The sequence below is a fragment of the Kitasatospora sp. NPDC088160 genome (genome assembly GCF_044741445.1).
Taxonomy (GTDB): domain Bacteria; phylum Actinomycetota; class Actinomycetes; order Streptomycetales; family Streptomycetaceae; genus Kitasatospora.
Window position 1 is genome coordinate 1 of the sequence record NZ_JBIUSS010000033.1, and the last position, 26,557, is coordinate 26,557.

Genomic DNA, 26,557 nt, shown 5'->3' on the forward strand with positions numbered 1-26,557 from the left:
GGTACTGCAGGGGGGACCCTGTGGGAGAGTAGGACGCCGCCGAACAATCATTCACAGAGAACCCCCATCCGGGAAACCGGATGGGGGTTCTCTGCGTTGTGATTCACTCGTCCTGGAGTTCCTCGTCCTCTTCCCACGGCCGCGATTGTGCCTGGGCTGATGCCCGGCCATCGGGTTGAGGTGGTACCGCCGCCGTTCCCCACGCCGGCCGGGTCAGCCAGGCGTCCCTGTCGTTGGTGAGCCGGGCGATGCCCGTCCCGTCCGGCCGCATGGTGTAGAGGTCGGCCTCGGAGCCGGCGGGGGCCTCGGCGAACACGATGGACTTGCCGTCGGGCGCGTAGGACGCGGTGCCGTAGAAGACGTTGGATGGGGCGGGGGTCAGCGCGCCGATGGCGGTGCCGTCGGGGTGGACGGTGTAGATGCCGCCGCCGGGGGCGTCGGTGCGGCCGGCCGGGTAGGTGGTGAAGAGGATCTGGGTGCCGTCGGGGGACCAGTTGGCGCGGTCTCCGGCGCGCAGTTCCCAGGGGGTGAGCTGCCGTAACCCGGTGCCGTCCGCGGCGACGACGTAGATGGCGCGGCTGTTGGCGGGCTGACCGGTGGCACCGGTGCGGTACTCGAAGGTGAGCTGCTTGCCGTCGGGGGACCAACTGGGGTTGCTGACCTGCCCGGAGTACGGCTTGTCGTTGGTGAGGAAGGTGAGCCGCTGGACGTCGGTGCCGTCGGGGCTCATCAGGTAGAGGTCCGAGTACTGGATCTGGTTTCTGTCGGCCGGGTCGAGGGCGCCCCAGGAGCGGCTGAAGGCGAGTTGCTTGCCGTCGGGTGAGTAGGCGGGGGCGCGTTCGTCCTCGTTGGTGCAGTCGGCGGTGCCGGTCTCGCAGAGCTGGTCGATCTGGTGGGCGCCGTCGCCGTTGGTGGAGACCGTCCAGAGGCGGGCGGCGCCGCTTCGTGGGTCGGTCCGGTCGAAGGTGATCGTGCTGCCGTCCGGGGACCAGTCGGGGCGGTCGTCGCGGGTGCGGTCGGGCGGCTGGGTGACCTGGTGCCAACCGGTGCCGTCGGGTGCGAGGGTGACGATGGCGCTGGTGGTGCGGGCGGTGTTGAGGAAGACCCCGCCGACGATCAGACCGTTGTGTGCGGTGGCCGCAGGCGTTCCGGCGGCGGCGCCGACCACGCCGGGGCTCGCGGCGGCGGTCGTCGACTCGGCTGCGGTGGAGGGGGCGTCCGCCTGGATCTCGGACAGGGGGATCTCACCGGGTTCGGCGCCGCACCCGGTCAGCAGGGCGCTCAGCAGCAGAAGGCCCGCACCGGCGCTGGCGCGGGTGCGGGCCTCGGGTGTGGACCTGGGGGACTGCCGTGTGCGGGTCATCCGTGTCATTTCCGCTCCGACCTTTCCGACCTCTCCGGCGTTCGCTCCGTCTCCGATGCAGGACGAAGGCCCCTCAAAGGGGCTGTCACTGTGTCAGACGGGGAGCGTCGGCGACCGGGCGACACGCGACGCCTGGCGTTCGGTCGGTCACACGGAGTAGAAGGTCTCGGGAGGGCGGCGCGGGGTGGAACCGGGGCGGGGCTGGTCAGCCCCGGGCGGCGCGGCGCTCGGCCTTGGCGAGGGCCTCCGCCTCGTCCTCGGCCTCGGCGACCTCCAGGGTGGGCGCGGTGCCGTCGAGGTGGGTGGGCAGCCACCAGGTGTCGTCCGGGCCGGAGGGCTTGCCGGGGTACTCGCGCTGGGCCTGGTCGAGCATCTCGCTCATGGCCGCGCGCAGCCGCCTGGTGACCATGACGGGCTTGTCGTTCGGGCCGAGGTGAATCGGTTCGCCGATCATGATGGTGACGGGGACGTGGCGCTTGGTCAGGGTCTTCGGACGGCCCTTGGTCCAGAGCTGCTGGGTGCCCCAGAGGATGACGGGCAGCAGCGGGGTGCCGGAGTCGGCGGCCATCCGGGCGGCGCCGGTCTTGAACTTCTTCAGCATGAACGAGCGGCTGATGGTCGCTTCGGGGAACACCCCGACGACCTCGCCGGCCTTGAGGGCGCGCACGGCGGCCTCGTACGCGGGCTGCCCGTCGGTGCGGTCGACCGGGATGTGCTTCATGCCGCGCATCAGCGGGCCGGAGACCCGGTGCTTGAAGACGTCGTCCTTGGCCATGAAGCGGGTCTTGCGCTTGCCGCCGCGGTAGGCGCCGAGGCCGGCGAAGAGGAAGTCCAGGTAGCTGATGTGATTGCTGACCAGTACGGCTCCGCCCCTGGCGGGGATGTTCTCGGCGCCTACGATCTTGATCCGCACGTCGAGCGCACGGAAGGCGGTGAGTGCGGCGCCGATCACCGGCGGGTACACGAACTCTGCCACGGTCAGTCCTGACTTCCACGGGCCGGAGCCCGGTACGGCGGGTACCCGCGTCGCTGAGCGGGGCCGACCGGAGCGCGGCACGCCGCGGCGGTCACGGGTGATTCACGGAGATGATCCCCCGAACGAGTGCCTGCTGTCACCTGAGCCGTGCGGTCAAGCGGATATTCGCGGTGTGATCTCCGTGATGAGTTCGGGTGGGAACTTTTCCCTCCCCGGCGACCTGGAGGCCCGGTCCGTCCCGGAGGCCCAGGGGGCCCAAGGGGTGGCTAGGCTCCGGCGCCGAGGCGCCCCTGGGCGCGGCGGACGAAGGGGTAGACCTCACGGCCGAGGCAGTAGCCGAACGCGGCGTTGAGGAAGGCCGCCGCCAGGGCGAAGGCCGTGGCCAGTAGGCCGAGCCAGGCCACCCCGGTGAGGAAGCCGAGGGCGCCGACGGCGGCGAACACCAGGCCGACTCCCTGCGCGAAGCGGGGTGGCCGCTCGTCCTCGGTCTCGGAGGGCGGGGCCAGTCGGGGGAGGAGGAAGGTCTGGTAGAGCCAGTCGTAGGGGGAGAGCCGCAGGCCGCCGAACGCGCCGAGTGCGAAGACGAGGGCCTGGACGGCCAGCAGCACGTCACTGCCGGTGATGAGGGCGGCGGCCAGCACGACCGAGGTGAGCGCGGCGGCGAAGCGGGGACCGCGGGGATCGATCTGCACGAGGGCTCCGGGAGGGTCGCGACGGGCGGCGGCGGGGCGCGTCAGCGACAGCGGGTGGTGGTGGCCCGGCCCAGGTCGACGACGCGGCGGGAGGTCAGCAACGGCGGTGCGGTGCGGTCGGATTCCACCCGGCGATCGTACGCGGGCCCGGCCCGGTGGTCGACCTCCCTTTCGAGGCCCGGGGCCGCTGCCGCAGACTGGGGACGGCCGGTTGGTGGTGTGCGTCGTCGTGTCGGCGCCGGCGACCACCTTCGGGCTGCTACGGGCACGGCACGACGGGAGGCTGAGGGTGCGCACCAACGGCGGGGCGGTACGGCTGTCGGAGGCGGAGCTGGGCGGGGCGCTCGGCGAGCGGGCGACGCTGGTTCAGTTCTCGACGGCGTTCTGTCAGCCGTGCCGGGCCACCCGCCGGGTGCTCGCGGAGGTGGCCGGCATGGTCGACGGGGTGGCGCACGTCGAGGTGGACGCCGAGGAGCGGCTGGAGCTGGCTCGGCGGCTGGAGATCCTGCGGACGCCGACCGTCCTGGTGCTGGACGGGGGCGGCCGGGTGGTGCGCCGGGCGGCCGGACTGCCGCGCAAGGTGGATGTGATCGCGGCGCTCGGCGAGGCGGTGTGAGCCAGGGCCCCGGCGATCCTGCGGCGGATATGTAGTCCGATCAGGTGGTGTCGGGGCTGCCCTGGGGCAGGATGGGCGCAGACGGAAGTGCAGCCGCCCGGCCTAAGCTACTGGCCAGTAGTGACCACTGGACTACTGCCGAGTATGCTGCCAGGAAGTTCCGGACCGGCACGGGAACCCGCTGCCCGGAGCGGGCGCGCACCGTGTTCGCGCCCCGCTTGCACAGCCGCAGCCGCCGGACGAGACCAGTACAGGAGACAGGCCGTGAGCTTGAGGATCGTTGTCTGTGTGAAGTACGTGCCGGACGCGACGGGTGACCGTCGGTTCGCGGACGACCACACCACCGACCGGGAGGGCGTGGACGGCCTTCTGTCGGAGCTCGACGAGTACGGCGTGGAGCAGGCGCTGCGGATCGCGGCGGCGAACGAGGGTGCCGAGGTGACGGTGCTGACGGTCGGGCCGGACGACGCGAAGGACGCGCTGCGCAAGGCGTTGTCGATGGGTGCGGACAAGGCCGTGCACGTGAACGACGAGGACATCCACGGTTCGGATGTGATCGGGACGTCGGCGGTGCTGGCGAAGGCGTTGGAGAAGACCGGGTTCGACCTGGTGATCGGTGGGATGGCGTCGACGGACGGTTCGATGGGTGTGCTGCCGGCGCTGCTGGCGGAGCGGCTCGGTGTGGCGCAGGTGACGCTGCTGTCGGAGGTGTCGGTCGAGGGCGGTGTGGTGCGGGGTCGTCGTGACGGTGACGCGGCGACGGAGCTGGTGGAGGCGGCGCTGCCGGCGGTGGTGTCGGTGACGGACCAGTCGGGTGAGGCCCGGTACCCGTCGTTCAAGGGGATCATGGCGGCGAAGAAGAAGCCGGTCCAGTCGCTGGATCTGGACGATCTGGGCATCGGGGCGGACGAGGTCGGTCTGGCGGGTGCGTGGACGGCGGTGGAGTCGGTGGCGGCGCGTCCGGCGCGGACCGCGGGCACGGTCGTCAAGGACGAGGGCGAGGGCGGCAGGCAGCTCGCCGGCTTCCTCGCCGACCAGAAGTTCATCTAGTCCCCCCGTTCGCGCATCCAACGATCGATCAGGAGCAACGAATCATGGCTGAGATCCTGGTTCTGGTGGACCACGCCGACGGTGTGGTCCGCAAGCCGGCCCTCGAACTGCTGACCCTGGCCCGCCGGATCGGCGAGCCGTCCGCGGTCGTGCTGGGCGTCGGTGCCGCCGCCGCCGACCTCGCGGCCAAGGCCGCCGAGTACGGCGCGGCCAAGGTGTACGTCGCCGACGGCGCGGAGTTCACCGACCAGCTGGTCGTCCCGAAGGTGGACGCCCTTACCCAGATCGCCAAGGCCAACGACGCCGCCGCCGTCCTGGTCACCTCCTCCGGCGAGGGCAAGGAGGTCGCCGCCCGCGTCGCACTGCGGCTGGGCTCCGGCATCATCACCGACGCCATCGACCTGGAGGCCGGTGACGGCGGCCCGGTCGCCACCCAGTCGGTGTTCGCCGCGTCCTTCCAGGTGAAGTCGAAGGTGACGAAGGGCGTGCCGGTCATCACCGTCAAGCCGAACGCGGTGGCCCCCGAGGCCGTTGCGGGCGCGGGCGCGGTGGAGAACGTGGCGGTGGAGTTCACCGGCAACGCGGCCAAGGTCACCTCGCGCACCCCGCGGGTCTCGACCGGTCGCCCGGAGCTGACCGAGGCCGCGATCGTGGTCTCGGGCGGCCGTGGCGTCGGCGAGGCGGCCGGCTTCGGCGTCGTCGAGGAACTCGCTGACGCGCTGGGCGCGGCCGTCGGCGCTTCGCGTGCCGCCGTCGACGCGGGCTGGTACCCGCACAGCAACCAGGTCGGCCAGACCGGCAAGCAGGTCTCGCCGCAGCTGTACATCGCGGCCGGCATCTCCGGCGCCATCCAGCACCGGGCGGGCATGCAGACCTCGAAGACCATCGTGGCCGTCAACAAGGACCCGGAGGCCCCGATCTTCGAGCTGGTCGACTACGGCGTGGTCGGCGACCTGTTCGCCGTGCTGCCGCAGCTGACCGCCGAGGTGAAGGCCCGCAAGGGCTGATCCCCGCACACGGCAGTGGGAGGGCGTGGCACCGGGTACCCGGTGCCACGCCCTCCGGCGTTTCCGGCACAGGTCGGTACAAGCCAGGTGGGCGGCGGCTGGTGACCGCTGCCCACGGACGGTCCGGGTGCGGCCCGTAGAGTCGGCGCGACAGCGTGAGACGAGGGCGAGGACGGAAGCATGGCACTGCTGACCGCACTTCAGGGCGATTACGGGGACGCGGCGGACGCGCTGCGGATCGACGGGCGGGCGCTGTCCCGCGAGGAGCTGCTGGGCGCGGCGACCGCCGTCGCTGACCGGGTGGCCGGTGCGCCCGCGCTCGCCGTGCTCGCCCGGCCCGCCGTCGAGACGGTCGTCGCCGTGGTCGGCGGCCTGCTGGCGGGCGTGCCCGTGGTGCCGCTGCCGCCCGACTCCGGGCCCAAGGAGCGCGAGCACATCCTGCGCGACTCGGGTGCGGTGCTGCTCGCGCACGCCGTGGGCGACGCGGTGCCGGGTGAGGTGGAGGGGGTGCCGGTCGACCCGGCGGACCGCGCCGCCACCACGTTCGCCGAGCCCGCGCCGGACGCCACCGGCTTCGTCCTCTACACCTCCGGCACCACCGGGGCGCCCAAGGGAGCCGTGATCCGGCGCCAGGCGATCGCCGCCGACCTGGACGCGCTCGCCGCGGCCTGGCAGTGGACCGCCGAGGACACCCTCGTCCACGGCCTGCCGCTGTTCCACGTCCACGGACTGATCCTCGGCGTCCTCGGCGCCCTGCGGACCGGCAGCCGGCTCGTGCACACCGGGCGGCCCACCCCGGAGGGGTACGCGGCCGCGAGCGGCAGCCTGTACTTCGGGGTGCCGACCGTCTGGTCCCGGGTGGCGGCCGACCCCGGGGCGGCGGGTCGGCTGGCCTCGGCCCGGCTGCTGGTCTCCGGCAGCGCGCCGCTGCCGGTACCGGTGTTCGAGAAGCTGGCCGCGCTCACCGGGCACGCCCCGATCGAGCGCTACGGGATGACCGAGTCGCTGATCACCGTCAGCACCCGGGCGGACGGCGAGCGCCGGCCCGGCAGCGTCGGCCTGCCGCTGGACGGGGTGCGCACCCGGCTGGTCGGCGAGGACGGCGCTCCGGTGCCCTCCGACGGGGAGAGCGTCGGAGAGTTGCAGGTCGCCGGGCCGACCCTGTTCAGCGGGTACCTCAACCGGCCCGACGCGGATGCCGAGGCCTGGACGGCTGACGGCTGGTTCCGCACCGGGGACGTCGCCGTGATCGGTGAGGACGGCTTCCACCGGATCGTCGGTCGCGCCTCCGTCGACCTGATCAAGAGCGGCGGCTACCGGATCGGCGCCGGTGAGGTGGAGGCCGCGCTGCGCGACCACCCCGCGGTCGCCGACGCGGCGGTGGTCGGTGCGCCGGATGAGGACCTCGGGCAGGCCGTCGTCGCGTACGTCATCCCGGACGGCGCCGTGACGGGGGAACAGCTGACGGCCTTCGTGGCGGAGCGGCTGTCCGCGCACAAGCGGCCGCGCCGGGTCGTGCTGGTGCCCGAACTGCCCAGGAACGCGCTGGGAAAGGTGCTGAAGAAGCAGCTGCTGGCGGAGTCGGACCAGCAGGGGTGAGGGGGCGTCGGGCAAGCAGCCCGATGACTGGCCTTCACCCTGATACCCCGTCGGTGCTCACCGGCCGTGAACCCTTCCATTGGCTCACTCCACTGCGCGCCGTGAGCGGACGCGTGCCTACCGTGACACGCAGGCAGAACTGAATCCCCGCCCGGCATGCCGCGGCTCCCGGTCGCACGACCGGAGGCCGTGGCATGCCGGGCGGGGTCTGCCGAGCCGTGCGTGCCGTCTCACCGGGACGTGCGTGTCCGTAGCCGATTCCGCAGCCGCCCCCGTGGCGGCAGTTCGCAGCAGTGAGGGAAGACAGCAGGATGACCACCGTCAACACCGGCGCGCCGGGTGCCGCCGACGAACCGACCGGGCAGCACGCTGCCGCCACCGTCGACCAGCGGGCGGCCACCGTCAGCCCCGTCAGCCCCGTCAGCCCCGTCCGTCCCTCGCGGGCCGCGCGGGTGCGTCGGGGGATAGGCATGGTGGCCGTGATCGTGGCCGGTGCGGGTGTGATCGGCGTCGGCCCCGGCGTCAGCCCCGCCGCCGCCGCCGAGTCGGCACCGGCGCACGCTGGGTGGGACGGCTCGCGGTACTGGTTCAAGAACAGTCAGGGGCAGTGGCGCTGGACCACGCACTACGACGTGTACGTGGCGCGGACGGGGGGCGGATCCTCCTCCGCAGCGAAGGCCCCGTCGACGGGCGCGAAGTCGAGCGGGGGGATCAAGCAAGGCTGGGACGGGTCGCGGTACTGGTTCAAGAACAGCAAGGGGGAGTGGCGCTGGACCACGCACTACGACGTGTACGTGGCGCGGACGGGGGACGGGTCCCCGTCGTCGTCCGGGTCGTCCTCGTCGTCCTCGTCGGGTTCGTCGGGCTCGGCCGCCGGCGAGGTGGCGGGGGACCAGGGCGTCGAGTCCGCCGTGCAGTTCGCGCTGAGCCAACTGGGCAAGCCGTTCCGGACCGCGGGCAACGGGCCGGACGGGTACGACTGCTCGGGCCTCGTGCAGCAGGCCTTCCGACGCGGCGGGGTGAACCTGCCGCGGGTGGCCAACGACCAGTACGCGGCGACCACGCCCATCAGCGCCGGCCAGCTGCGCCGGGGCGACCTGCTGTTCTGGTCCCCCAACGGCACCAAACGGGGCATCCAGCACGTGGCGATCTACCTGGGCAACAACCAGTACGTCGAGGCGGCGCGGCCGGGCACGCTGATCCGGATCTCGGGGATCAGCAGCGGCTACTACCCGTCGTACATGGGGCGGCCGTAGGCCGAGTGCTGCTAGGCACGTGAGCCGGGGCGTTCGGGAGTTGTGGCCCGGGCGCCCCCACCGGGGGTGAGCCCGGCCCGCCCGGGCCCGTCGGGAAGCGGCTGGTCAGAGGTCGGTCGGGCGGGGGAGGGCGCCACGGGCGCCCAGGGCGGTGACGGCGAAGGCGCCGGCGGCCACGGCGGTGGCGGCCGCGGCGGGGAGGGAGGCGCCGCGGGCGAGTCCGGCGGCGAGGGCGCCGCAGAAGACGTCGCCGGCACCGGTGGTGTCGACGACCTGGACGGCGGGGGCGGGCAGTCGGGCCGACCGTCCCTCGGTGGCGACCAGCGCGCCCTCGCCGCCGAGGGTGAGTACGACGCCGTCGGCGCGGCGGGCGAGGGCCCGGGCGGCCTCCTCGACGGTGGGGGCACCGGTCAGCTGGCGGGCCTCGACGGCGTTGGCGACGACCAGGGGGCGGCGCCCGGTCGGACCGGTGTCGGGGAGCGAGCCGGCCGGGGCGGCGTTGTGCACCCAATGGGTGCCGTCGGCCGGCAGGGCGGCGGCGGTCGCTCGGATGCACTCCTCGGGGACCTCGCCGCTGGTGAGGAGCACGTCGACGGGGAGCAGGTGCAGGCGGGCGAGTGCGGCGGTGACCTCGGCGGCGGTCAGGTGGGCGTTGGCACCGGGGACGACGACGATGCTGTTCTCGCCGGCGGGGTCGACCATGACGATCGCCTGCCCGGTCGGCGCGTCGGGGTGGGTGAGCACGGAGGCCGTCTCGACTTCCGCGCCGCGCAGGTCGGTGAGCGCGGCTTCGCCGTCGGCGTCGTGCCCGACCTTCGCGACCAGGTGGACGGCGGCGCCCATGCGCGCCGCCGCCACCGCCTGGTTCGCGCCCTTGCCGCCGAACCCCTGGGTGGCGGCGGTGGCGAGGACGGTCTCGCCGGGGGCGGGGAGGACGGGGCAGCGGAGGATGCGGTCGGCGTTGATCGAGCCGATGACGATGACGCGGCCGGCTGGGAGCAGCTTCATCGTTCCTCTGTACGTGCTGGGGTGCGCGCGGCGCAAGCGGGCGCCGGGGGGCGCGCGAGGGGCGCGGGGAAGAATATGTCGACCGGTCTACTGAATTATGCAGACCGGTCTAGATATTGCCGGGAGAAATCTGTCGGTCGGTCTACATAGTCGGGTGGAGGGGGTGATGCGAGGTGATCTGGGGTGATGATGGCGCACAGGAAGTCGGACGGGCCGACTTCCTGTGCGCGCAGGGTGTGAGCAGGGTGCAACTTTGATGTAGACCGGTCTACATATTTCTCCCGGAAGGCGGCTGGCCTGGGCACATGCCCCTGTCAAGGGGCGGAGTGGGGCGCAACGGCGGGCGCGGTGGGGAGGTATGGGGAGCGGCGTGGCGCGGGTACCACCACGGGTGGCGCTGGTTCGGCCGACGGGGGCGCTGCCCGGTGCGAACGGCATCGGGGCAAGTCGAGGGCAGGGGACGTTGTGATCGTCTGGGTCAATGGCACATTCGGGGCGGGCAAGACGAGTGCCTGCCGCGAGCTGGTGGAACTGCTGCCCGGGAGCGTGCTCTTCGATCCCGAGCTGGTGGGCTTCGGCCTGCGCCGGATGCTCCCGGCCGACCGGCTGGCGACGGTGTCCGACTTCCAGGACCTGGCGGCCTGGCGCCGGCTCGTCCCCGAGACGGCGGCCGCGCTGCTCAGTGAGGTCGCGGGCCCGTTGGTGGTCCCGATGACCCTGCTCAGGGAGGACTACCGGGACGAGATCTTCGGCGACCTCGCCTCCCACGGCATAGCGGTGCACCACTTCGTCCTGGACCCAGAAGAAACGATCCTGCGTCACCGCATCGCCCACCGCGACGAGTGCCCGGGAGATCCGGAGGCCAGCGAGCGGGTCCGCACGTGGTGCTTCGAGCACGTGGCCCGCTACCGGGCCGCCCGGCGCTGGCTGGTCGAGGACGCCCGGATGCTCGACACCAGCGAGCTCACCCCCCGCGAGACCGCCCACCGGATCGCCGAACTGGTCCGCGTCGGCGCCGCCCGCTGCCCGATCGTCCAGACCCCCGACCCGACCGGGGACACCGTGGCCTCCGCCGTCCTGTTCTTCGACGAACAGGACCGCGTCCTGCTGGTCGACCCCGTCTACAAACCCGACTGGGACTTCCCCGGAGGCGTGGTCGAACGCGGCGAGGCCCCCACCGACGCGGCCCTGCGCGAGACCGCCGAGGAACTGGGCCTGCGGCTCGACCCGACCGGGCTGCGCCTGCTCGCCGTCGACTGGGAGCCGCGCACCGGCCCGCGCCGCGGCGGCCTGCGCCTGATGTACGACGGCGGCCAACTGGACGCCGCCTCCCGCCAGAACCTGCTGCTCCAGGCGGAGGAGCTGCGCGACTGGCGCTTCGTCACCCTGGACGAGGCCGCCGACCTGCTGCCCCCGAGCCGCTACCGCCGGCTCGCCGCCGCCCTGGACGCCCGCCGCAGCGGCGAGTTGCGCTACCTGGAGGCGGGCCGCCGGGTCGCGCTCGGCCTGGCCAGCACGGCGGACGCGGCGTAGCCGCCTGGGGTGCCTGACGAGCCCGGGTGCCGGGCCGCCCCGGGTGCCGGGCCGTCCAGAGGCGGTGGCCGCTGTCCAGAGGCGCTGGCCGTTGGCCCAGGTCGTTGGCCGATGGCTCGGCAGGGGCGGGAGGATGGGGGCATGCCGTTCACACTGAGCCACCCCGCCGCCGTCCTGCCCCTGCTGCGCGCCGCCGGGGAGCGCGGGCCGCTGGTCGCCTCGGCGCTGGTCGCCGGATCGATGGCGCCCGACGTCCCGTTCTTCGCCGAGTCGCTGCTGCCCGGGGTGTACGGCCACGGCGGTCTGACGCACCGCTGGTGGGCCGTGCCGACGCTGGACGTGGCGATCGCGGGCGCGCTGGTGGCCGGCTGGCACGGTCTGCTGCGCGCGCCGCTGGTGGCGCTGCTGCCCGACCGGTGGGCGGGCGCGGCCGAGGCACTGACGGTCCGGCGGCCCGCCGGAGCCGGGGCTGGTGCGGGGGCGGCGTGGTTCGCGGCGTCGGCGGCGATCGGTGCGGCCACCCACGTCGGCTGGGACGCGTTCACCCACGAAGGTCGGCTGGGTGTCCGGCTGCTGCCGGTGCTGGACCGGGAGGTGGCCGCGGTTCCGCTCTACTCGGCGCTGCAGTACGGCAGTTCGGCGCTGGCCCTGGCCGCGATGGCGGGCTGGGCGGCGCGGGCGGCGCGGGGCGTGGAGCCGGTCCGCCCGGCCGTGGCACTCGCTCCCCGGGCGCGCCGCGCCGCCGTCGCGGCCCTGGGCGCGGCGACGGCGGTCGGGGTGCTGCACCGGCTGGTCCCGCTGCGGCGGAACCTGATCCCGGAGTTCTGCTTCGGCGCCGGGGCCGGGCTCGCGGTGGGGGCGGTCGGTTACGCGGTGGTGGCGGGTGCCGCCCGCAGGTTCCGGGGCGGGCGGCCGGTGCCGGGGACCGCCGACGGCGGCCCCCGGACCAACGTGCGTCAGACCGAGCGCAGTTCGGCGTAGCGGCGGAGGAACAGGGCCTCGGAGAGGGCCATCCGCTCCAGCTCCTGCGGGTCGACGCTCTCGTTGACCGCGTGGATCTGGGTGGTCGGCTCCTCGACGCCGATCAGCACGATCTCGGCCTTCGCGTAGAGCGAGCGCAGCGTGTTGCAGAGCGGGATCGAGCCGCCCTCGCCGGAGGCGACCATCTCGGTGCCGAAGGCCTCGGCCATGGCCTCGCCCATCGCCTCGTACGCCGGGCCGGTGGTGTCGGCGTTGAACGGGGCGCCGGTGCCCTGGCGTTCGACGGTCAGACGGGCGCCGAGCGGGACCTGCGCCTCCAGGTGGGCGACCAGCGCGTCCTGGGCGGCGGTCGGGTCGCTGCCCGGCGGGACGCGCAGGCTGACCAGGGCCTTGGCGGCGGCCTGGACGGAGGAGGTGGCGCCGATCACCGGCGGGGCGTCGATGCCGAGGACGGTGATCGCGGGGCGGGCCCACAGGCGGTCGGCGATGGTGCCGGTGCCGGTCAGGGCGACGCCGTCGAGCACCTTGGCGTCGGAGCGGAACTGCGCCTCCGAGTACTGGACACCGCTCCAGGTCTGGCCGCCGGTCAGTCCGGCCACCGCGACGTCGCCGTGCTCGTCGTGCAGCGAGGCGAGCATCCGGACCAGTGACTGCAGCGCGTCCGGGGCGGCGCCGCCGAAGGCGCCGGAGTGCAGGTTGCCGGCCAGGGTGGTGACCGCGACCTCGACGACCGTCATGCCGCGCAGCGAGGCGGTCACGGTGGGCAGGCCGGGGGCGAAGTTGCCGGTGTCGCCGATGATGATGGCGTCGGCGGCGAGCAGTTCGGGGTGGGCCTCGGCGTAGCGCTCCAGGCCGCCGGTGCCCTGCTCCTCCGAGCCCTCGACGATGATCTTCAGACCGACCGGGTAGCCGTCGCCGTACACCTGCCGCAGGGCTCGCAGGGCGGTCAGGTGCATCAGGATATTGCCCTTGCAGTCGGCGGCGCCGCGCCCGTACCAGCGGCCGTCACGCTCGGTCAGCTCGAAGGCGGGGCTGAGCCAGGCGCTCTCGTCGAGCGGGGGCTGGACGTCGTAGTGCGAGTAGAGCAGCACGGTCGGCGCGCCCTGGGGGCCGGGCAGTTCGGCGTAGACGGACTGGGTGCCGTCCGGGGTGTCCAGCAGTTGGACGTTGGTCAGGCCCTCGGCGGCGAAGGCGTCGGCGACCCAGCGGGCGGCCTTCTCGCACTCCTCGACCGGGAACTGGCGCGGGTCGGCGACCGAGGGGAAGGCGACCAGTTCGGCGAGGTCGGTGCGGGCACGGTCCATCAGGGACCGGACGGCGTCGGCCAGCGGCTGTGACATCGGGGCTCCGAGGGGAAGGCTTCGCCCGAGGGGTGGTGCGGGCGGAGGGGGCGGTTTGGGTACCGCCGATCATAGGCGGACTCGAACAGTCCGATCGGGTGGTTTTGCCCGGCGATCCCGCCCGGCGCACCGTCTGGTGGATCGGCCCGATGGATCGGCCCGGGTTCGATCTGAGTTCGGTCCGGGTTCGATCCGGGTTCGGTCTGGCGTTCGGGGCGGCGCGGCCAGCGGCGGGCTCGGCGGACGCATAGGATTGCTCGACGTGACTGACTCCGGAAGCTCCGATTCCCGCAGCCCACTCGACACCGAGGTCTCGCCGCTCGACGCCGAGGTACCCGGACGGCCGTCAGGCCGGTCGTCAGGTCAGCCGTCAGGCGAGGCGTCCGAGGGGGCGCCCGAGACGGTGTCCGAGACCGGGACCGAGACGGTGTTCGAAGCCGCGACCGAGGCTGGGACAGAGACCGAAGGCGCGACCGAAGCCGAGACCGAGACCGCGCCGAGGGTCGGTCGGTCGGCGCCCGAGCCGCTCGACGGCGTCTGGGACGTGGTGGTGGTCGGCGCCGGACCGGCCGGAGCCTCGGCCGCGCACGCCGCCGCCGTCCAGGGCCGGCGGGTGCTGCTCCTCGACAAGGCCGAGCACCCCCGTTACAAGACCTGTGGCGGCGGCATCATCGGCCCGTCCCGGGACAGCCTGCCGCCCGACTTCCGGCTGCCGTTGCAGGACCGCGTGCACGCCGTCACCTTCGCCTACGACGGGCGGTTCACCCGGACGCGTCGGTCCCGGCGGATGCTGTTCGGCCTGGTCAACCGGGACGAGTTCGACCTGCGCCTGGTGCAGGCGGCCAAGCAGGCCGGGGCGGTGCTGGTCACCGGAGTGACCGTCACCGGCGTCGAGCAGCGTGGCGGCGAGCACCGGACGGCGCTGGTGACGGCCGCCGACGGGCGCACCTTCGAGGCGCGCGCGGTGGTCGGCGCGGACGGCAGCGCGAGCCGGATCGCCCGGCACGTCGGCGTCACCTTCGACCAGATCGACCTCGGCCTGGAGGCGGAGATCCCCGTCCCGCCGCAGGTCGCCGCGGACTGGTCGGGCCGGATCCACCTCGACTGGGGCCCGCTGCGCGGCAGTTACGGCTGGGTGTTCCCGAAGACCGAGTCGAGCAGTCTGACCGTCGGCGTCATCTCGGCGCGCGGCGACGGCGAGCGGACCAAGCAGTATCTCGCCGACTACATCCGGCGGTTGGGGCTGTCCGGCTTCACCCCGAGCGTGGAGTCCGGGCACCTGACCCGCTGCCGGGCCGAGGACTCGCCGCTCTCCCGCGGCCGGGTGCTGGTCGCCGGGGACGCGGCCGGACTGCTGGAGCCGTGGACCCGCGAGGGCATCTCCTACGCGCTGCGCTCGGGCCGGCTGGCCGGCGAGTGGGCGGTGAAGGTCGCGGAGGCGGGCAAGGCGGCGGACGTGCGGCGCGAGGCGTTGAACTACGCGTTCGCCATCAAGGCCGGGCTGGGCGTGGAGATGCGCGCCGGCAAGCAGCTGCTGGGCGCCTTCGAGCAGCGCCCGTACCTGTTCCACGCGGCGGTCTGCCTGGTGGCGCCGGCCTGGCGGGCCTTCGCCCGGACCACCCAGGGGCACACCTCCTTCGCGCAGGTGCTCCGGCAGTACCGGGCGGCCAGGAAGCTGGCGGCGATGGCGTCCCGGTGACGGGAGGCGCATTCGGCCTTGGAGGCCCGTCAGGCTCGTCAGGTACGTGAGGCACCTGAGGCGCTTGAGGCACCTGAGGCGCGGGCCGGCGCTCCGTCGTTCTCGGAGCGCCGGCCCTTGCTGCCCTACCGACCCAACGGGCCATGCCCTCCGGCTATTTGAGACCGGAGTCGAGTGCGTTGATGAGCGTGCCGGAGGGGGTGTCGCCGGACATCTCCCAGATCATGCCGCCGAGCAGGTTCTTCGACTTGAGGTAGGCCGTCTTCTGGGTGATCGACCAGGCGTCGTCGAAGGTCCACCACTGGCCGCCGGCTCCGGTGTAGCCGTACGTCGCAATGGACTTGGGGTCGTGGTACACGGTCAGGTTGGGGACGCCGGTGATGAGGTTGTTGTAGCCGCGGGTGCCGGCCTCCTCGCTGAACTGGCCCGGGGCCGCGCCGTTCGCGGACTGCCACACGCCGGAGGCGCCGCCGTCCGCCACGCCCTGCCAGCCGCGCCCGTAGAACGGGAAGCCGATGGTGAGTTTGCGCGGGTTGACCCCGGCGCCGAGGTAGGTCTGGACCGCCGCGTCCACGCTGAAGTGGAAGTTGTACGGGTCGTTCGGGTCGGCGTAGAGGTTGGCCTGGGGGCCGGTGCGGTTGGGCTCCCAGGAGTTGTCGCTGCCGGAGCCGTGGAAGTCGTAGCCCTGGACGTTGGCGATGTCCAGCGAGCTGAAGATCTTCGTGAGGTCCCAGCCCGCGGCGACCTTCGCCGGGTCGGCCGGGGTGAAGGCGGTGAGCAGCTTGTGGGATCCGCCCAACGCGTCGAGCTGCTTGCGGAATTCGGCCAGCAGCAGGGTCAGGTTGCCCTTGTCGTTGGCGCTCCAGTGGTTGCCCGCGTGGCCGTCGGCGGAGCCGGGCCACTCCCAGTCGAGGTCGATGCCGTCGAAGATCCCGGCCGCCACGCCGTCGCCGCCGGCGCCGTTGTAGACCGGCAGGTTGCCCTTGATCCACACGTCGAGGCAGGACTTGACGAACTTCTGGCGGGACGCGTCGGTGGCGGCGACGTCCGAGAAGTACTTGGAGTACGTCCAGCCGCCGAGTGAGACGACCACCTTCAGGTTCGGGTACTTGGCCTTCAGCTTCTTCAACTGGTTGAGGTTGCCGCGGAGTTTGCCCCAGCCGTCGTCGGCCACGCCGTCCACCGACTGGTCGGCGCTCATCGGGCGGGCGTAGTCGGCGTCGGCGTCACCGGCGCCGGTGCCCTGGTCCGGGTCCTGCGGGTTGGCGGTGGTGCCCTTGGTGACGCCCGCCAGACAGGTCAGGTTGACCGGATCGATGTTCTCGAAGGCGTAGTTGACGACGTCGAGCTTGGCCGCGCTGCCGGAGGTGTCGAGGTTCTTGACGAAGTACTGGCGGCCGTAGATGCCCCACTGGACGAAGTAGCCGACCCGGGCGTACTTTCCGGCGCCGACCAGGTCCGAGGTGGTGGCGGTGAGCGGGGCGGAGGCGGGAGAGGCGTTGTCGGCGGGGTCGCGGGCCTTCACGGTGAACGTGTAGGTGGTGGACGGGGACAGGCTGCCGACCGTCGCGGTCAGGGTGCTGCCGCTGACCGTCGCCACCAGCGTGCCGCCCTGGTAGACGTCGTACGCGGCGACCCGGACGTTGTCGGTCGCGGCGTTCCACGCGAGCGTGACGTCCGACGAACTGATCGCCGTGGTCCGGAGGTTGGTCGGCGCGGTGGGCGGGACCGGGTCGGTCGACGGGTCGAAGGTGGCGGCGGTGACGGGCGCGCTGAGCGGTCCGGTGTTGCCGCGGCTGTCCTTGGCCCGGACGGACAGCGTGTAGGTGGTGGCCGGGGTGAGCCCGGTGAGCAGGGCGCTGGTGGTGGTGCTGGAGCCGACCACGACGGCGCCGTTGAGCACGTCGTAGGAGGCCACCGGGAAGTCCCCGCCGGTGGCGACCGGCCAGGTCAGGGCGAGCGTGTGCGCGGTGGACTCGGTGACCGCCGGGGTGCCCGGCGCGGACGGTGGGACGTCGGCGGTGCCGTCGCACTTGTCGCCGTTGATGCGGCAGTTGGTGGGGGTGGCGACCGGGCCGTTGCCGACGAACCAGAAGCTGTACGGCTCGGTGGTGCTGTGGGCGTTGACGGTGGCGTTGTAGAACGCGTTGGTCGCGGTGACGTGCCGGCCGTTGACGGTGGCGGTGCCGTTGTAGCTGTTGCCGATGGTGACGCCGGCCGGCAGGTCGAACTCCAGGGTCCAGCCGGTCACGGCGGTGGCGTTGTCGTTGTGGACGATGTAGGTGCCCTGCCACCAGGAGCCGTTGTCGGCGGTGGTGAAGGAGGCGGTGAGTTTTCCGGCGGCGTTCGCCGGGGCGGCCAGCGCGGTGAGCGCGGCGAGGGGCAGGACCAGGACGGAGAGCAGTGCCAGCAGTCTGCTGCGCACGCGCGGGCGCCTGGCCCGGGATCGAGCGGACATGGTTCTCCCTGTGGCTGTGGGGGTTGGACAGGGTGACGTAGAACCGCGGTGCTTGGTGCGTGTGCGATGGGTGCCCGCGCCGTGGGGAGACGGGGCATGGGCACTGTAGGAGGACTGGACCAATGCGTCAACAGGTCTGTACCACTGGGGAGTTGGGGGACCAGCCGCCGTGGTGCGGGCCGGTCGGGGGGAAGACGAGGGCGAACTCCGTCACCTGTTCGCCCCCGTCAGCTCGTCCCCGAGCGGGCTGCGCAGGTACAGCACCGAGCGGCCGTGCCGGGCCCGGGTGACCAGGCCGGTGGCGGCGAGGACGGACAGGTGCTGGCTGACCGCGCCGGGGGTGACGCCCAGCCGGTAGGCGAGGTCGGTGGTGGAGGCGGGTTCGGCGAGCAGGGCCAGCAGCCGGGCCTTCGGCGCGCCGACCAGCGCCTCCAGGGCGCGCGGCGGCACCGGCGTCCCCGGGCCGGCCATGCCCGCCTGGCCGCGCGCCGGGTAACTGATCTGCGGCGCACGCTCGTTGCTGATCATCGTGATCGCGCCGCGGGCGAAGAAGGTCGGGATGAGGACGAGGCCGCGGCCGTCCACGGCGGTCTCCGCGTCCCAGTCCGTCCACCGGCGGTTGATCGACAGGACGCCGTCCTCCCAGTGCAGCCGGTGGTCCAGGTCGGCGAAGAGCGCCGCCGCGCCGTGCCGGGAGAGCAGCCGGGCCCGGTAGACCAGGTCGGCGTCCAGGACCGCACGGGCCTGCGGCCACCAGGACGGCGCGAGGCAGACCTCCCAGTACTCCTCCAGCGCGTCGGCGATCCGCTGCAACAGCCCTGCCGGGTCGGCCAGTCCGGCGGCGAGCGCGGCGGGCAGGGGCCGCCCGTGCGGCAGGAAGACCTGCTCCAGTTCGGGGCGCAGCTGCTCCGGCGGCAGCGCGCGGACGGTGGCCAGCTCGGTGCGGAAGTCGGCGGCGGGCGAGGCCGGGCGGGGCGTCAGGAAGTCGGGGATCCAGCGGTTCCCGGCGATGAGTGACAGCAGCAGCGTGGAGTCCAGCCGTTCGAAGGCGGGCCGGAGCCGTTCGAAGGCCGGGGTCTGGAGCTGGTAGACGCCGGGGTGGGTCCACATGCGCAGGCTGAGCGAGGCCTCCTGGATCGGGGAGACGGCGAACCAGGTGGTGGCGAGGTCGGCCAGGCCGAGCGTGAAGCGGTGCACGGGGGCGGTCTCCTGCGACGCGGCGCGTGGGCGCCGGGGCTGGGGCGCGTGGGGCGCGTGGTTTTAGCCAGAGCCTAAAGGAGTACCGGACCCGGGCCGCCAGGCGGTGTGATCAGCACATGACCACCACCTCGCCGGCGGAGACGTCCGGACCCGACCCCGCCATGCCCGGAGGCGCCGCCATCACGGCAAGCACGGCAAGCACCGCAAGCACCGCAAGCACCGCAAGCACCGCAAGCACCGCAAGCACCGCAAGCACCGCAACGATCGCAGACACCGCAACGACCGGAAACGCCGCAACGACCGCAGACCCCGGAGACGTCGCGGACCCAGGAGGCCCCGCAGGCCCGCAGGCCGGCGGCGGGCTCGTCAGCGCCGTGCGACGGCGGCTGCACCCCGACCCGATGGTCCGGCGGCTGGCCGGGCTCACCCTGGTCAACACGATGGGCAGCGGCCTGTCCCTGTCCGTCGCGGTGCTGTTCTTCACCCGGGTGCTCGGTCTGAGCGCCGCCCAGCTGGGGCTCGGGCTGACCGCCGCCGGCCTGTGCGGGGTCGTCGCGAGCGTGCCGGCCGGGCGGGCCGCCGACCGTTGGGGCGCCCGGCCGGTGCTGGTCGTGCTGGTCGCGGCGCAGGCGGTCGGCACCGCCGGGTACACGCTCGTGCACAGCTATCCGGCCTTCGTGGTGCTGGCCTGCGGGGTCTCGGCCGCCGACCGCGGGTCCGCAGCCGTACGGAACGCGCTCTACGCCGAGGTGCTGCCGCCCGACCGCCGGGTGGCGGGCCGGGCCTACCTGCGGGTGGTGACCAACGTGGGCCTCTGCCTGGGGACGGCCGTCGGCGCGATCGCGCTCCAGGTGGACACCAGGCCGGCCTATCTGACGGCGATTCTGGCCGACGCCGCCTCCTTCGTGGTCGTCGCCGTGCTGTTCCACCGTCTCCCCGTCCTCGCGCATGCGGCCCCGGTCGCGCCGCCCGTGGGACCGGAGGCCGACGGGGCCGGTCGGGGCAAGCGGCGCAATCCGGCGCTGCGGGACGGCCCGTTCCTGGTCGTGACGGTGCTGAACGCGGTCCTCGCCCTGCAGTTCGCCGTCCTGGAGGTCGGCGTGCCGCTGTGGATCATCCATGACACCGAGGCGCCCCGGATCACCGTCGCGGGCACCCTGATCGTCAACACCCTGCTGGTGATCGCCCTCCAGGTGCGGGCCACCCGGGGGACGGAGGACCGGTCGACGGCCGCCCGGCTCTGCGGCCGCGGGGGGCTGCTGCTCGCCGCCTCGTGCCTGGTCATCGGCCTCGCGCACGGCCTGCCCGCGATCGTCGCCGCCGTGGTGGTGCTCGGCGGCATCGCGTTGCAGTCGCTGGGCGAGGTGTTCGGCCAGGCCGGCGGCTGGGCGCTCAGCTACGACCTCGCGGGGGAGCGTGACCACGGCGCCTATCAGGGCGTGTACAACGCGGGTTCGGCGGCGGCGATGATGGCCGGTCCGGCGTTGGTCAGCACCGCCGTGATCGGGTTCGGTCTGGCCGGTTGGGTCGTCCTGGGCGCGGTACTGGCGGCGGCGGGCCTGGCGATGGGCCCCGTCGTCCGGTGGGCCGGGCGACGGGGAGGGTACGCCGAGGGCCGGTGACGCGGCCGCTCCCGGACGGGCGCGAGGGCCTCGATCCCGATCGGCACCTCGGGCAGGATTGGCTCTGGCCGAGGGGCGGGTGGGCGTGCCAGAGTCGTCCGGGCGCGGCCCGGGCACCCGGGCGGCACCGCAGTCCGACCCACCCTCAGCCGGAAGGCAGGCCCCGCCGATGACCAGCGCAGAGCCCCTCGTCCGCGTCACCACCGCCGACGCCGTCACCACGATCACCCTCGACTCGCCGCACAACCGCAACGCACTCTCCACCCGGCTGATGGCCGAACTGCACGCCGGTCTGGCGGTCGCCGCGGCCGACCCGGAGGTCCGGGCCGTGGTGCTCGGGCACACCGGCAAGGTGTTCTGCGCGGGTGCGGACCTGTCCGAGGCGACCGGCGCGGACCCGACGGTCGGCCCGCGCGGCCTGGTCGAGCTGCAGCGGGCGATCGTCGACTGCACCAAGCCGGTGATCGCCGTGATCGACGGGCACGCCCGGGCCGGCGGCCTCGGCCTGATCGGCGCGGCGGACCTCGCCCTCGCCGGGCCGGCCGCGACCTTCGCGTTCACCGAGGTCCGGCTCGGCCTCGCGCCCGCCGTGATCTCGCTGCCGCTGCGCCCCAAGCTGGACCCGCGCGCCGCCTCCCGCTACTACCTCACCGGCGAGGTCTTCGACGCCGCCGAGGCCGCCCGGATCGGCCTGATCACCCGCGCCACCGAGTCCGCCGAGGACACCGGGGTCGCGTTGAAGGGCCTGCTGGACGCGCTGCGCCAGGGCTCCCCGCAGGGGCTGGCGGAGTCCAAGCGGCTGGCCAACGCCGAGGTGGTGCGGTCCTTCGAGCGGGACGCGGAGGGGCTGGTGGAGCTGTCGGCGCGGCTGTTCGGGTCGGCGGAGGCGCAGGAGGGGATGCGGGCGTTCCTGGAGAAGCGGCCCGCGCGCTGGGTGCGCTGACCCCGGGCCACTGCGCACCCCTGGCCACTCCACCCCGGGCCACTGCGCACCCCTGGCCACTCCACCCCGGGCCACTGCGCACCCCTGGCCACTTCACCCCGGGCCACTGCGCACCCCTGGCCACTCCACCCCGGGCCACTGCGCACCCCTGGCCACTCCACCCCGGGCCGCTCCCAGCGCGCGGCGCGCCGCGAGCTACGTGCGGCGCGGCCTCAGCCGATGACCGCGCTGGTCCGCCAGAGTTCGAGCAGCGCCTCGTCGCCGTCGAGTTCGACCTGCGCGGGTCCGACCGGGAGCCGGTTCCACAGCAGCAGGTACAGGTCGTGGGCGGGGCCGGTGAGGGTGAGGTCGGCCGGTTCGGCGGCGCCGCCCGTGCCGACGGCCGGCGGCTCCTGGGTGATGGTCAGCTGCCAGGAGCCGGGGCCGTCGGTGGTCCGGACCCCGATGGTGCGGGTCCGTTCGCTGCGCAGCCGGGAGCGGCTGCTGGCCACGAAGCCGCTCAGCAGTTCGTCGATGCCGTCGAGGGCGAGGGCGGTGTCCACCCGGGGGCCCTCGGTGCCGGCCGCCGCGTCGGCGTCGGCGCGGTGGACGGCGGTCTCGTGCGCCTGGCGGCGGGCCCAGAACCCGAGCGGGCTGGGCGACGGCAGGAAGCTCCAGCACTCGACGTCGGCCGGGGCCCGGGTGAGCGTGTCCACCAGGGCGGCGTGGCCTTCGCGGAACCAGTCCAGCAGTGCCGCGTCGGACGGCGCCGGCCCGATCACGGCCCGGCTGCCGTCCTCGTCGAGGGGCGCGCGCAGGCCCTGGGAGGGGTAGGCGGCGGCCCAGCGGTGGACGTTCCCGACGTGCCTCAGCAGGTCGTTCAGGTTCCAGTCCGGGCAGGTCGGTACGGGGGCGGCGAGGTCGGTCCGGGCGGCGGCCTCGGCGAGCAGGGTGCCCTCGCGGCGCAGGGCGTCAATGTGTTCGGTGATCTCCATGGGAGGGAGTGTGGCACCGGAGCCCGCCGTCGGTCGCGGTTTTCGGACCCGCCCGGGCGGAGGGCCAGGCCTGGCCGTGGGAGGCCGCAGGCCAGGGCGGGTGCGGGACCGGTGTGATGTTGACCGCCCGGCCGCCGGTCGGACCCTACGGGCCGGTAACGTGAGCTCATGCCGATAACCCGTTCGCTGCTCTCCGCGGTCCGAGCCGGTGGCCGCCGTGCCGCCGGCCGCCTCGTCCACCGGGGCTGGCGCTGGGTACAGCGGACCGGCGCGGTCACCCGGCAGAGCCCGGGCCCGTACCGGTTCGGCGAGTTGGGCGACGGTACGACACTGGCGTTCCCGCTCGGCGCGGTCTTCAACGAGCAGTGGATCACCATCGGGCCGTTCTCGATCATCGGCGAGCGGGTCACCATCAGCGCCGGTTTCCTGCCCGGCCTCGACCTCGGGCCCGAGCCGATCGTGCGGATCGGCGGCGGCTGCGTGATCGGCCGGGACAGCCACATCGTGGGCCACCAGTCGATCGTCCTCGGCGACGACGTGTGGACCGGGCCCGGCGTCTACATCTCCGACCAGGCTCACGAGTACCGGTCCACCGACCTGCCGATCGGCAAGCAGTGGCCGCGCAACGAACCGGTGGAGATCGGCGCCGGGAGCTGGATCGGCACCGGCGCGGTGATCCTGCCGGGGGCCCGGATCGGCCGCAACGTGGTGGTCGCGGCGGGCGCGGTGGTGCGCGGCGAGGTGCCCGACCACAGCGTGGTGGCCGGAGCGCCGGCCAAGGTGGTCCGCCGGTGGACGGCCGAGGAGGGCTGGCAGCCGCCGCTGCGCCACGACGCGCCCCAGCCGGTGCCGGACGGCGTGACGGCGGAGCAACTGCGGGCCCTGGTGGGGTGGGACCTGCGGTTGCCGGGGGAGCGGGACTGATGCACCCGCGCCGCCGTCCCGGTGGCGCGGGTGTCGTCGGCCGGACACGCCCTAGCGGACTGCGGGGGCCTGTTCGGCGGCGCGGGCGGCGATGGCGGCGGTGATCCGCAGGACGTCGGCGGGGCGGGCGGGGTCGAGGCCGGTGAGGGCGGCGATCCGGCGCAGCCGGTAGTCGACGGTGTTCGGGTGCAGGTGCAGGGCGCCCGCGGTGTGTCGCCGGTTGAGCCCGCCGGCCAGGTGGGTGCGCAGGGTGGTGAGCAACTCGCCGCCGTCGGCGAGCGGTTCGATCAGTGCGGCGAGCCGGGGGCGGGCCTGGCTGGGGCGGGTGAGCTGGTATTCGAGCAGGACGTCGTCGAGCCGGTACAGGCCGGGTGGACGGTCGAACGCGCGGGCCACGTCCAGGACTTCGTACGCGAGCGCGGCCGCGCTCGGCACTTCGCCAGGTGCGGCGGCCGCCGCTGCGGCCAGGACGGGGACGCCCCCGGCCCGGGCGGCCGCGGCGACGGTGGCGGCCAGGTGCTGCCACGGGAGCTCGGCGGGCGTGCCGGGTCGCCCGGGCGCTCGCTCCGGCCGGGCCTCCGGGGGCGAGCCGAGCGGGACGAGTGCGAGGCCGCCCGAGGGGGTGAGCGCGGTGATCGCCGACTGCCGCGTCCGGTGGTCGAGTTCGGCGACGAGCCGGCGGAGCTTGCGGCGGCCGGCGATGCCCGGGTCGACGCCGGGGGCGTGCTCGTCGGGGTGGTCGGCGACGGACAGGCACAGGACGGCGTACCGGGGCGGTAGTCGGAGTCCGGCCCGGGCGGCGGCCTCGTTCGCCGGGGCGCCGGCGAGCAGCGCGGTGAGCAGCGACTGCCGGGCGGCTGCGTGCCGGTCGCCGGCCGGGCGGCGTTCGTCGAGGTAGCCGGCGCCGGCGGCGGTGGTGGCCTGGCGGAGCTGGTCGAGCAGCAGCCGGTTGAGGACGAGCAGGTCGGCGGCGTCGCCGTCGCGGGCGTGCCGGGTGACGAACTCCCAGCAGACCTCCAGCCCGAGATGGTGGGCGAGCAGGACGGCGTCCAGCGGCAGGCCCTCCTCGGCGCGGCGGGCGGCGGCCTCCCGGACGGCGGCGAACTCCTCGTCGGGGGTGGGGAGTCCGGTGCGGACGGCGTGGGCCAGGGCGCGGATCCGGCGCTCGGTGTCGCGGGTGAGTTCGCCGGTGAGCTGTTCGCGGGGCAGGCGGTGGTACACGGGCACGCGGTCCAGCAGTGCGGCGACCACGCTCTCGGCCAACTCGCCTACACCGCCCAGGAGTCGCTGGTCGGCGGGCCGGCCGCCGATCACCGGGACGCGCCAGCCGGGCGTCCGGTCGGCGGTGTGGTCGGGCGCGCGGACGGGTGTGCGGTCGGGCATGCGGCCGGGGGTGGCGGTGGGCGCGGAGTGCGGCTCGCAGCGGGGTGTGGCGTCGGGTGAGCGGCCGGGCGAGGCGGCGGGTGCGTTGTGACCGGTCACAGAGAACACCGTCCAGGTCTGGGGAACGCCCAAGGGCCGGGCCGGAGGGGCGACCGCATGATGGAGCCACTCGGGTTACCTGTTGGTAACAAACTTCCGCCGTGGAGGCAACAGTTGAGAACCCCACTTCTCCGCTTCTCCGCAACTCCCGTGCGCCGCAGGCTCGGCGGGGCCATCGGCGCTACCGTCCTGGCGGGCGCGCTGCTGGCCGGCGCGTCGGCCGCCCCGGCGAGCGCCGCGACGTCCCCCTCCGTCGCGCCCGCCGCCGCCCGCTCCATCACCTCCGCCGCCGCCTCCGCCGAACTGCCGCCCGACGGTGACTCGGTGGCCTCGCCGCCCGGCGCCAACGACTGGAACTGCCGCCCGAGCGCCGCGCACCCCGATCCGGTGGTCCTCGTGCACGGCACCTTCGCCAACCGCTACGAGAACTGGCTCGCCCTCTCCCCGCTGCTGAAGGGCCTCGGGTACTGCGTCTTCGCGCTCGACTACGGCACCATCCCGGGCGTCACCTCCAGCGGCAGCGGCCTGCTGCTGCCGATCGGCGGCCTGGGCCCGGTGCCCGAGTCGGCCGCCCAACTCGGGCGGTTCGTCGACCTGGTGCTGAAGGCGACCGGCGCGGCCAAGGTCGACATCGTCGGGCACTCGCAGGGCGGCATGCTGCCGAACTACTACCTGAAGTTCCTCGGCGGCGCCGCGAAGGTCGGCCGGCTGGTCGGCCTGGCGCCGTCCAACCACGGCACGACGCTCGACGGGATCACCAAGCTCGTGCCGTACTTCCCCGGCGTCGCGGACCTGATCTACACCGTCTGCCAGGCCTGCCGCGACCAGGCGGTGGGCTCCGACTTCAACCGCACGATGGCCTCCCGCCCGGACACCGTGCCGGGCGTGACCTACACGGTGATCTCGACCGTGTACGACGAGGTCGTCACCCCGTGGCGGACCCAGTTCCTGACCGGCCCGGCCGTCGACAACGAGGTGCTGCAGAACCACTGCCCGATCACGCTCGCCGAGCACGTGGCGATCGCGTTCTCGCCGACGGCGCTGCACCTGGTGACCAACGCCCTGGATCCGGCGCACGCCACACCCGTGTTCTGCGGCTGATCCGCACCCGTCGGAACGCCGCGGCCCGGGAGGGAGACCTCCCGGGCCGCGGCGTTCCGGTGTCCGGGCGCCCGCGCGTCCCGCTTCCCCGGCGTCAGCGCGACGGGCGGAGCGTGACCACGGCGGTGACCCCGCCGGTCCGGACCCGCACCTCGCGCGGGCCGGCCCCCTCCAGCAGGGCGGCGTCGTAGCGCTCCAGCACCGCGTCGCCGTCGACGGCGGCCGAACCGGTGAGGCAGACCAGCAGGACGGTCGCCCCCGGCGGGACGTCCACGGCGGCCGGTGCGGTCAGCACGTCCACGGCGGCGTCGACCCGGCCGCGACGGGTCATCACGTTGAAGTCGACCACCGGGCCGGCCGACAGCCGACAGTCCGTCACGGCGTCACCGGAGAAGGCGAAGGGGCGGAAGGGTTCGTCGACCAGGTGCTCGGCGCCGTCGACGGTGAGCGTCATGCCGGGGCCCTCGACCAGGGTGATCACCCGGTCGACGCCGGGGAACGGCGAGAACGGCCCGGCCGACGCGACGTCCGCGAGGCTGACCCGCCAGTCGAAGGCGTCCAGCCCGGCCCCGGCCGGGAAACCGGCGACCTCCCTGGTCACCCCGCCCCCGTTGAGCCATGCCGTGGCCGGGCGCTCGTCCGCCCGCAGTACCTGGATCCGTCCGCTGCTCGTCATGGCCCGCATCCTGCCACCACGTCCGCGCGCGGCCGCGTCGGGAGCCGCCCGGGGCCG

At 73.9% G+C, this 26,557-nt stretch carries 23 protein-coding genes; 12 read left to right on the forward strand and 11 right to left on the reverse strand.

What is annotated here, in order from left to right; translation table 11 throughout:
• Nucleotides 1–103 precede the first annotated feature (103 nt).
• From ACIOGZ_RS36880 to ACIOGZ_RS36890, 3 genes are all read right to left on the reverse strand, one after another.
• Nucleotides 104–1,363, reverse strand: a complete 1,260-nt coding sequence (locus tag ACIOGZ_RS36880) for a hypothetical protein (protein ID WP_363588763.1) — start codon at nucleotides 1,361–1,363, stop codon at nucleotides 104–106.
• A 205-nt stretch (nucleotides 1,364–1,568) separates the two neighbouring features.
• Nucleotides 1,569–2,339: a lysophospholipid acyltransferase family protein gene (locus ACIOGZ_RS36885; RefSeq protein WP_350887852.1), complete on the reverse strand. Its 771-nt coding sequence runs from the start codon at nucleotides 2,337–2,339 to the stop codon at nucleotides 1,569–1,571.
• Nucleotides 2,340–2,605: 266 nt separating this feature from the next.
• On the reverse strand, nucleotides 2,606–3,031 hold the full coding sequence (locus ACIOGZ_RS36890) for a DUF4395 domain-containing protein (protein WP_363588760.1): 426 nt from the start codon (nucleotides 3,029–3,031) through the stop codon (nucleotides 2,606–2,608).
• A gap of 214 nt (nucleotides 3,032–3,245) precedes the next feature.
• Here ACIOGZ_RS36890 and ACIOGZ_RS36895 point away from each other — a divergent pair, with 214 nt between their 5' ends.
• The 5 genes from ACIOGZ_RS36895 to ACIOGZ_RS36915 all read left to right on the forward strand — a co-directional run bounded on the left by ACIOGZ_RS36895 (nucleotide 3,246) and on the right by ACIOGZ_RS36915 (nucleotide 8,559).
• A complete protein-coding gene (locus ACIOGZ_RS36895; RefSeq protein ID WP_363588758.1) occupies nucleotides 3,246–3,647 on the forward strand; it encodes a thioredoxin family protein in 402 nt (133 codons plus the stop codon).
• A gap of 264 nt (nucleotides 3,648–3,911) precedes the next feature.
• The gene (locus tag ACIOGZ_RS36900) at nucleotides 3,912–4,697 is read left to right on the forward strand and encodes an electron transfer flavoprotein subunit beta/FixA family protein (protein ID WP_363588756.1); all 786 of its coding nucleotides are present in this window, start codon (nucleotides 3,912–3,914) and stop codon (nucleotides 4,695–4,697) included.
• 44 nt (nucleotides 4,698–4,741) lie between these two features.
• Complete coding sequence (locus ACIOGZ_RS36905) at nucleotides 4,742–5,704, forward strand: electron transfer flavoprotein subunit alpha/FixB family protein (protein WP_400989149.1); 963 nt, start codon at nucleotides 4,742–4,744, stop codon at nucleotides 5,702–5,704.
• 180 nt (nucleotides 5,705–5,884) lie between these two features.
• A complete protein-coding gene (locus ACIOGZ_RS36910) occupies nucleotides 5,885–7,303 on the forward strand; it encodes an acyl-CoA synthetase (protein ID WP_363631565.1) in 1,419 nt (472 codons plus the stop codon).
• Between the two features lie 311 nt (nucleotides 7,304–7,614).
• Nucleotides 7,615–8,559, forward strand: coding sequence for a C40 family peptidase (locus ACIOGZ_RS36915; protein ID WP_400989151.1), 945 nt, complete (start codon nucleotides 7,615–7,617; stop codon nucleotides 8,557–8,559).
• A 105-nt stretch (nucleotides 8,560–8,664) separates the two neighbouring features.
• Here the strand turns inward: ACIOGZ_RS36915 and ACIOGZ_RS36920 are convergent, their stop codons facing one another.
• Nucleotides 8,665–9,567: a PfkB family carbohydrate kinase gene (locus ACIOGZ_RS36920; RefSeq protein WP_400989153.1), complete on the reverse strand. Its 903-nt coding sequence runs from the start codon at nucleotides 9,565–9,567 to the stop codon at nucleotides 8,665–8,667.
• Between the two features lie 465 nt (nucleotides 9,568–10,032).
• Between ACIOGZ_RS36920 and ACIOGZ_RS36925 the strand changes: the two genes are divergently transcribed.
• The gene (locus ACIOGZ_RS36925) at nucleotides 10,033–11,100 is read left to right on the forward strand and encodes an NUDIX domain-containing protein (RefSeq protein ID WP_363588746.1); all 1,068 of its coding nucleotides are present in this window, start codon (nucleotides 10,033–10,035) and stop codon (nucleotides 11,098–11,100) included.
• A 141-nt stretch (nucleotides 11,101–11,241) separates the two neighbouring features.
• Nucleotides 11,242–12,081, forward strand: a complete 840-nt coding sequence (locus ACIOGZ_RS36930; protein WP_400989155.1) for a DUF4184 family protein — start codon at nucleotides 11,242–11,244, stop codon at nucleotides 12,079–12,081.
• Here the strand turns inward: ACIOGZ_RS36930 and ACIOGZ_RS36935 are convergent.
• Nucleotides 12,057–13,421 carry a dipeptidase gene (locus tag ACIOGZ_RS36935; RefSeq protein WP_400989157.1) on the reverse strand — a complete coding sequence of 455 codons (1,365 nt, stop codon included), beginning with the start codon at nucleotides 13,419–13,421 and terminating at the stop codon, nucleotides 12,057–12,059. The genes ACIOGZ_RS36930 and ACIOGZ_RS36935 overlap by 25 nt on opposite strands.
• 403 nt (nucleotides 13,422–13,824) lie before the next feature.
• Here ACIOGZ_RS36935 and ACIOGZ_RS36940 point away from each other — a divergent pair, with 403 nt between their 5' ends.
• The gene (locus tag ACIOGZ_RS36940; RefSeq protein WP_400989158.1) at nucleotides 13,825–15,120 is read left to right on the forward strand and encodes a geranylgeranyl reductase family protein; all 1,296 of its coding nucleotides are present in this window, start codon (nucleotides 13,825–13,827) and stop codon (nucleotides 15,118–15,120) included.
• A gap of 154 nt (nucleotides 15,121–15,274) precedes the next feature.
• On the opposite strand, the gene ACIOGZ_RS36945 is transcribed toward ACIOGZ_RS36940, so the two are convergent.
• The 3 genes from ACIOGZ_RS36945 to ACIOGZ_RS36955 form a co-directional block, all read right to left on the reverse strand.
• Complete coding sequence (locus ACIOGZ_RS36945; protein WP_400989160.1) at nucleotides 15,275–17,578, reverse strand: glycosyl hydrolase family 18 protein; 2,304 nt, start codon at nucleotides 17,576–17,578, stop codon at nucleotides 15,275–15,277.
• Nucleotides 17,579–17,788: 210 nt separating this feature from the next.
• A complete protein-coding gene (locus tag ACIOGZ_RS36950; protein ID WP_400989162.1) occupies nucleotides 17,789–18,775 on the reverse strand; it encodes an ArsR/SmtB family transcription factor in 987 nt (328 codons plus the stop codon).
• Nucleotides 18,776–18,887: 112 nt separating this feature from the next.
• A complete protein-coding gene (locus ACIOGZ_RS36955; protein WP_400989163.1) occupies nucleotides 18,888–19,052 on the reverse strand; it encodes a hypothetical protein in 165 nt (54 codons plus the stop codon).
• 100 nt (nucleotides 19,053–19,152) lie between these two features.
• Between ACIOGZ_RS36955 and ACIOGZ_RS36960 the strand changes: the two genes are divergently transcribed.
• Both ACIOGZ_RS36960 and ACIOGZ_RS36965 read left to right on the forward strand, forming a co-directional pair.
• Complete coding sequence (locus ACIOGZ_RS36960) at nucleotides 19,153–20,400, forward strand: MFS transporter (protein WP_400989164.1); 1,248 nt, start codon at nucleotides 19,153–19,155, stop codon at nucleotides 20,398–20,400.
• A 169-nt stretch (nucleotides 20,401–20,569) separates the two neighbouring features.
• Entirely contained in the window at nucleotides 20,570–21,343 is a 774-nt protein-coding gene (locus ACIOGZ_RS36965) for an enoyl-CoA hydratase family protein (protein ID WP_063350153.1), read from the forward strand.
• A 212-nt stretch (nucleotides 21,344–21,555) separates the two neighbouring features.
• On the opposite strand, the gene ACIOGZ_RS36970 is transcribed toward ACIOGZ_RS36965, so the two are convergent.
• The gene (locus tag ACIOGZ_RS36970; protein ID WP_363631559.1) at nucleotides 21,556–22,317 is read right to left on the reverse strand and encodes a maleylpyruvate isomerase family mycothiol-dependent enzyme; all 762 of its coding nucleotides are present in this window, start codon (nucleotides 22,315–22,317) and stop codon (nucleotides 21,556–21,558) included.
• 168 nt (nucleotides 22,318–22,485) lie between these two features.
• Here ACIOGZ_RS36970 and ACIOGZ_RS36975 point away from each other — a divergent pair, with 168 nt between their 5' ends.
• Nucleotides 22,486–23,241 (forward strand): DapH/DapD/GlmU-related protein, encoded by a 756-nt coding sequence (locus tag ACIOGZ_RS36975; protein WP_363588732.1) that lies wholly within the window; start codon nucleotides 22,486–22,488, stop codon nucleotides 23,239–23,241.
• 51 nt (nucleotides 23,242–23,292) lie between these two features.
• Here the strand turns inward: ACIOGZ_RS36975 and ACIOGZ_RS36980 are convergent, their stop codons facing one another.
• Nucleotides 23,293–24,723 (reverse strand): PucR family transcriptional regulator, encoded by a 1,431-nt coding sequence (locus ACIOGZ_RS36980; protein WP_400989166.1) that lies wholly within the window; start codon nucleotides 24,721–24,723, stop codon nucleotides 23,293–23,295.
• A 114-nt stretch (nucleotides 24,724–24,837) separates the two neighbouring features.
• On the opposite strand from ACIOGZ_RS36980, the gene ACIOGZ_RS36985 reads away from it, so the two are divergent.
• The gene (locus ACIOGZ_RS36985) at nucleotides 24,838–25,824 is read left to right on the forward strand and encodes an esterase/lipase family protein (protein WP_400989168.1); all 987 of its coding nucleotides are present in this window, start codon (nucleotides 24,838–24,840) and stop codon (nucleotides 25,822–25,824) included.
• 94 nt (nucleotides 25,825–25,918) lie between these two features.
• On the opposite strand, the gene ACIOGZ_RS36990 is transcribed toward ACIOGZ_RS36985, so the two are convergent.
• The gene (locus ACIOGZ_RS36990; RefSeq protein WP_371521136.1) at nucleotides 25,919–26,500 is read right to left on the reverse strand and encodes a HutD family protein; all 582 of its coding nucleotides are present in this window, start codon (nucleotides 26,498–26,500) and stop codon (nucleotides 25,919–25,921) included.
• Nucleotides 26,501–26,557 lie beyond the last annotated feature (57 nt).

Coding starts and splice junctions, on each gene's coding strand:
- ACIOGZ_RS36880 (WP_363588763.1), bottom strand. CDS start 1,363: ATGACCCGCACACGGCAGTCCCCCAGGTCCACACCCGAGGCCCGCACC.
- ACIOGZ_RS36905 (WP_400989149.1), top strand. CDS start 4,742: ATGGCTGAGATCCTGGTTCTGGTGGACCACGCCGACGGTGTGGTCCGC.
- ACIOGZ_RS36910 (WP_363631565.1), top strand. CDS start 5,885: ATGGCACTGCTGACCGCACTTCAGGGCGATTACGGGGACGCGGCGGAC.
- ACIOGZ_RS36915 (WP_400989151.1), top strand. CDS start 7,615: ATGACCACCGTCAACACCGGCGCGCCGGGTGCCGCCGACGAACCGACC.
- ACIOGZ_RS36920 (WP_400989153.1), bottom strand. CDS start 9,567: ATGAAGCTGCTCCCAGCCGGCCGCGTCATCGTCATCGGCTCGATCAAC.
- ACIOGZ_RS36930 (WP_400989155.1), top strand. CDS start 11,242: ATGCCGTTCACACTGAGCCACCCCGCCGCCGTCCTGCCCCTGCTGCGC.
- ACIOGZ_RS36935 (WP_400989157.1), bottom strand. CDS start 13,421: ATGTCACAGCCGCTGGCCGACGCCGTCCGGTCCCTGATGGACCGTGCC.
- ACIOGZ_RS36945 (WP_400989160.1), bottom strand. CDS start 17,578: ATGTCCGCTCGATCCCGGGCCAGGCGCCCGCGCGTGCGCAGCAGACTG.
- ACIOGZ_RS36965 (WP_063350153.1), top strand. CDS start 20,570: ATGACCAGCGCAGAGCCCCTCGTCCGCGTCACCACCGCCGACGCCGTC.
- ACIOGZ_RS36970 (WP_363631559.1), bottom strand. CDS start 22,317: ATGGAGATCACCGAACACATTGACGCCCTGCGCCGCGAGGGCACCCTG.
- ACIOGZ_RS36975 (WP_363588732.1), top strand. CDS start 22,486: ATGCCGATAACCCGTTCGCTGCTCTCCGCGGTCCGAGCCGGTGGCCGC.
- ACIOGZ_RS36990 (WP_371521136.1), bottom strand. CDS start 26,500: ATGACGAGCAGCGGACGGATCCAGGTACTGCGGGCGGACGAGCGCCCG.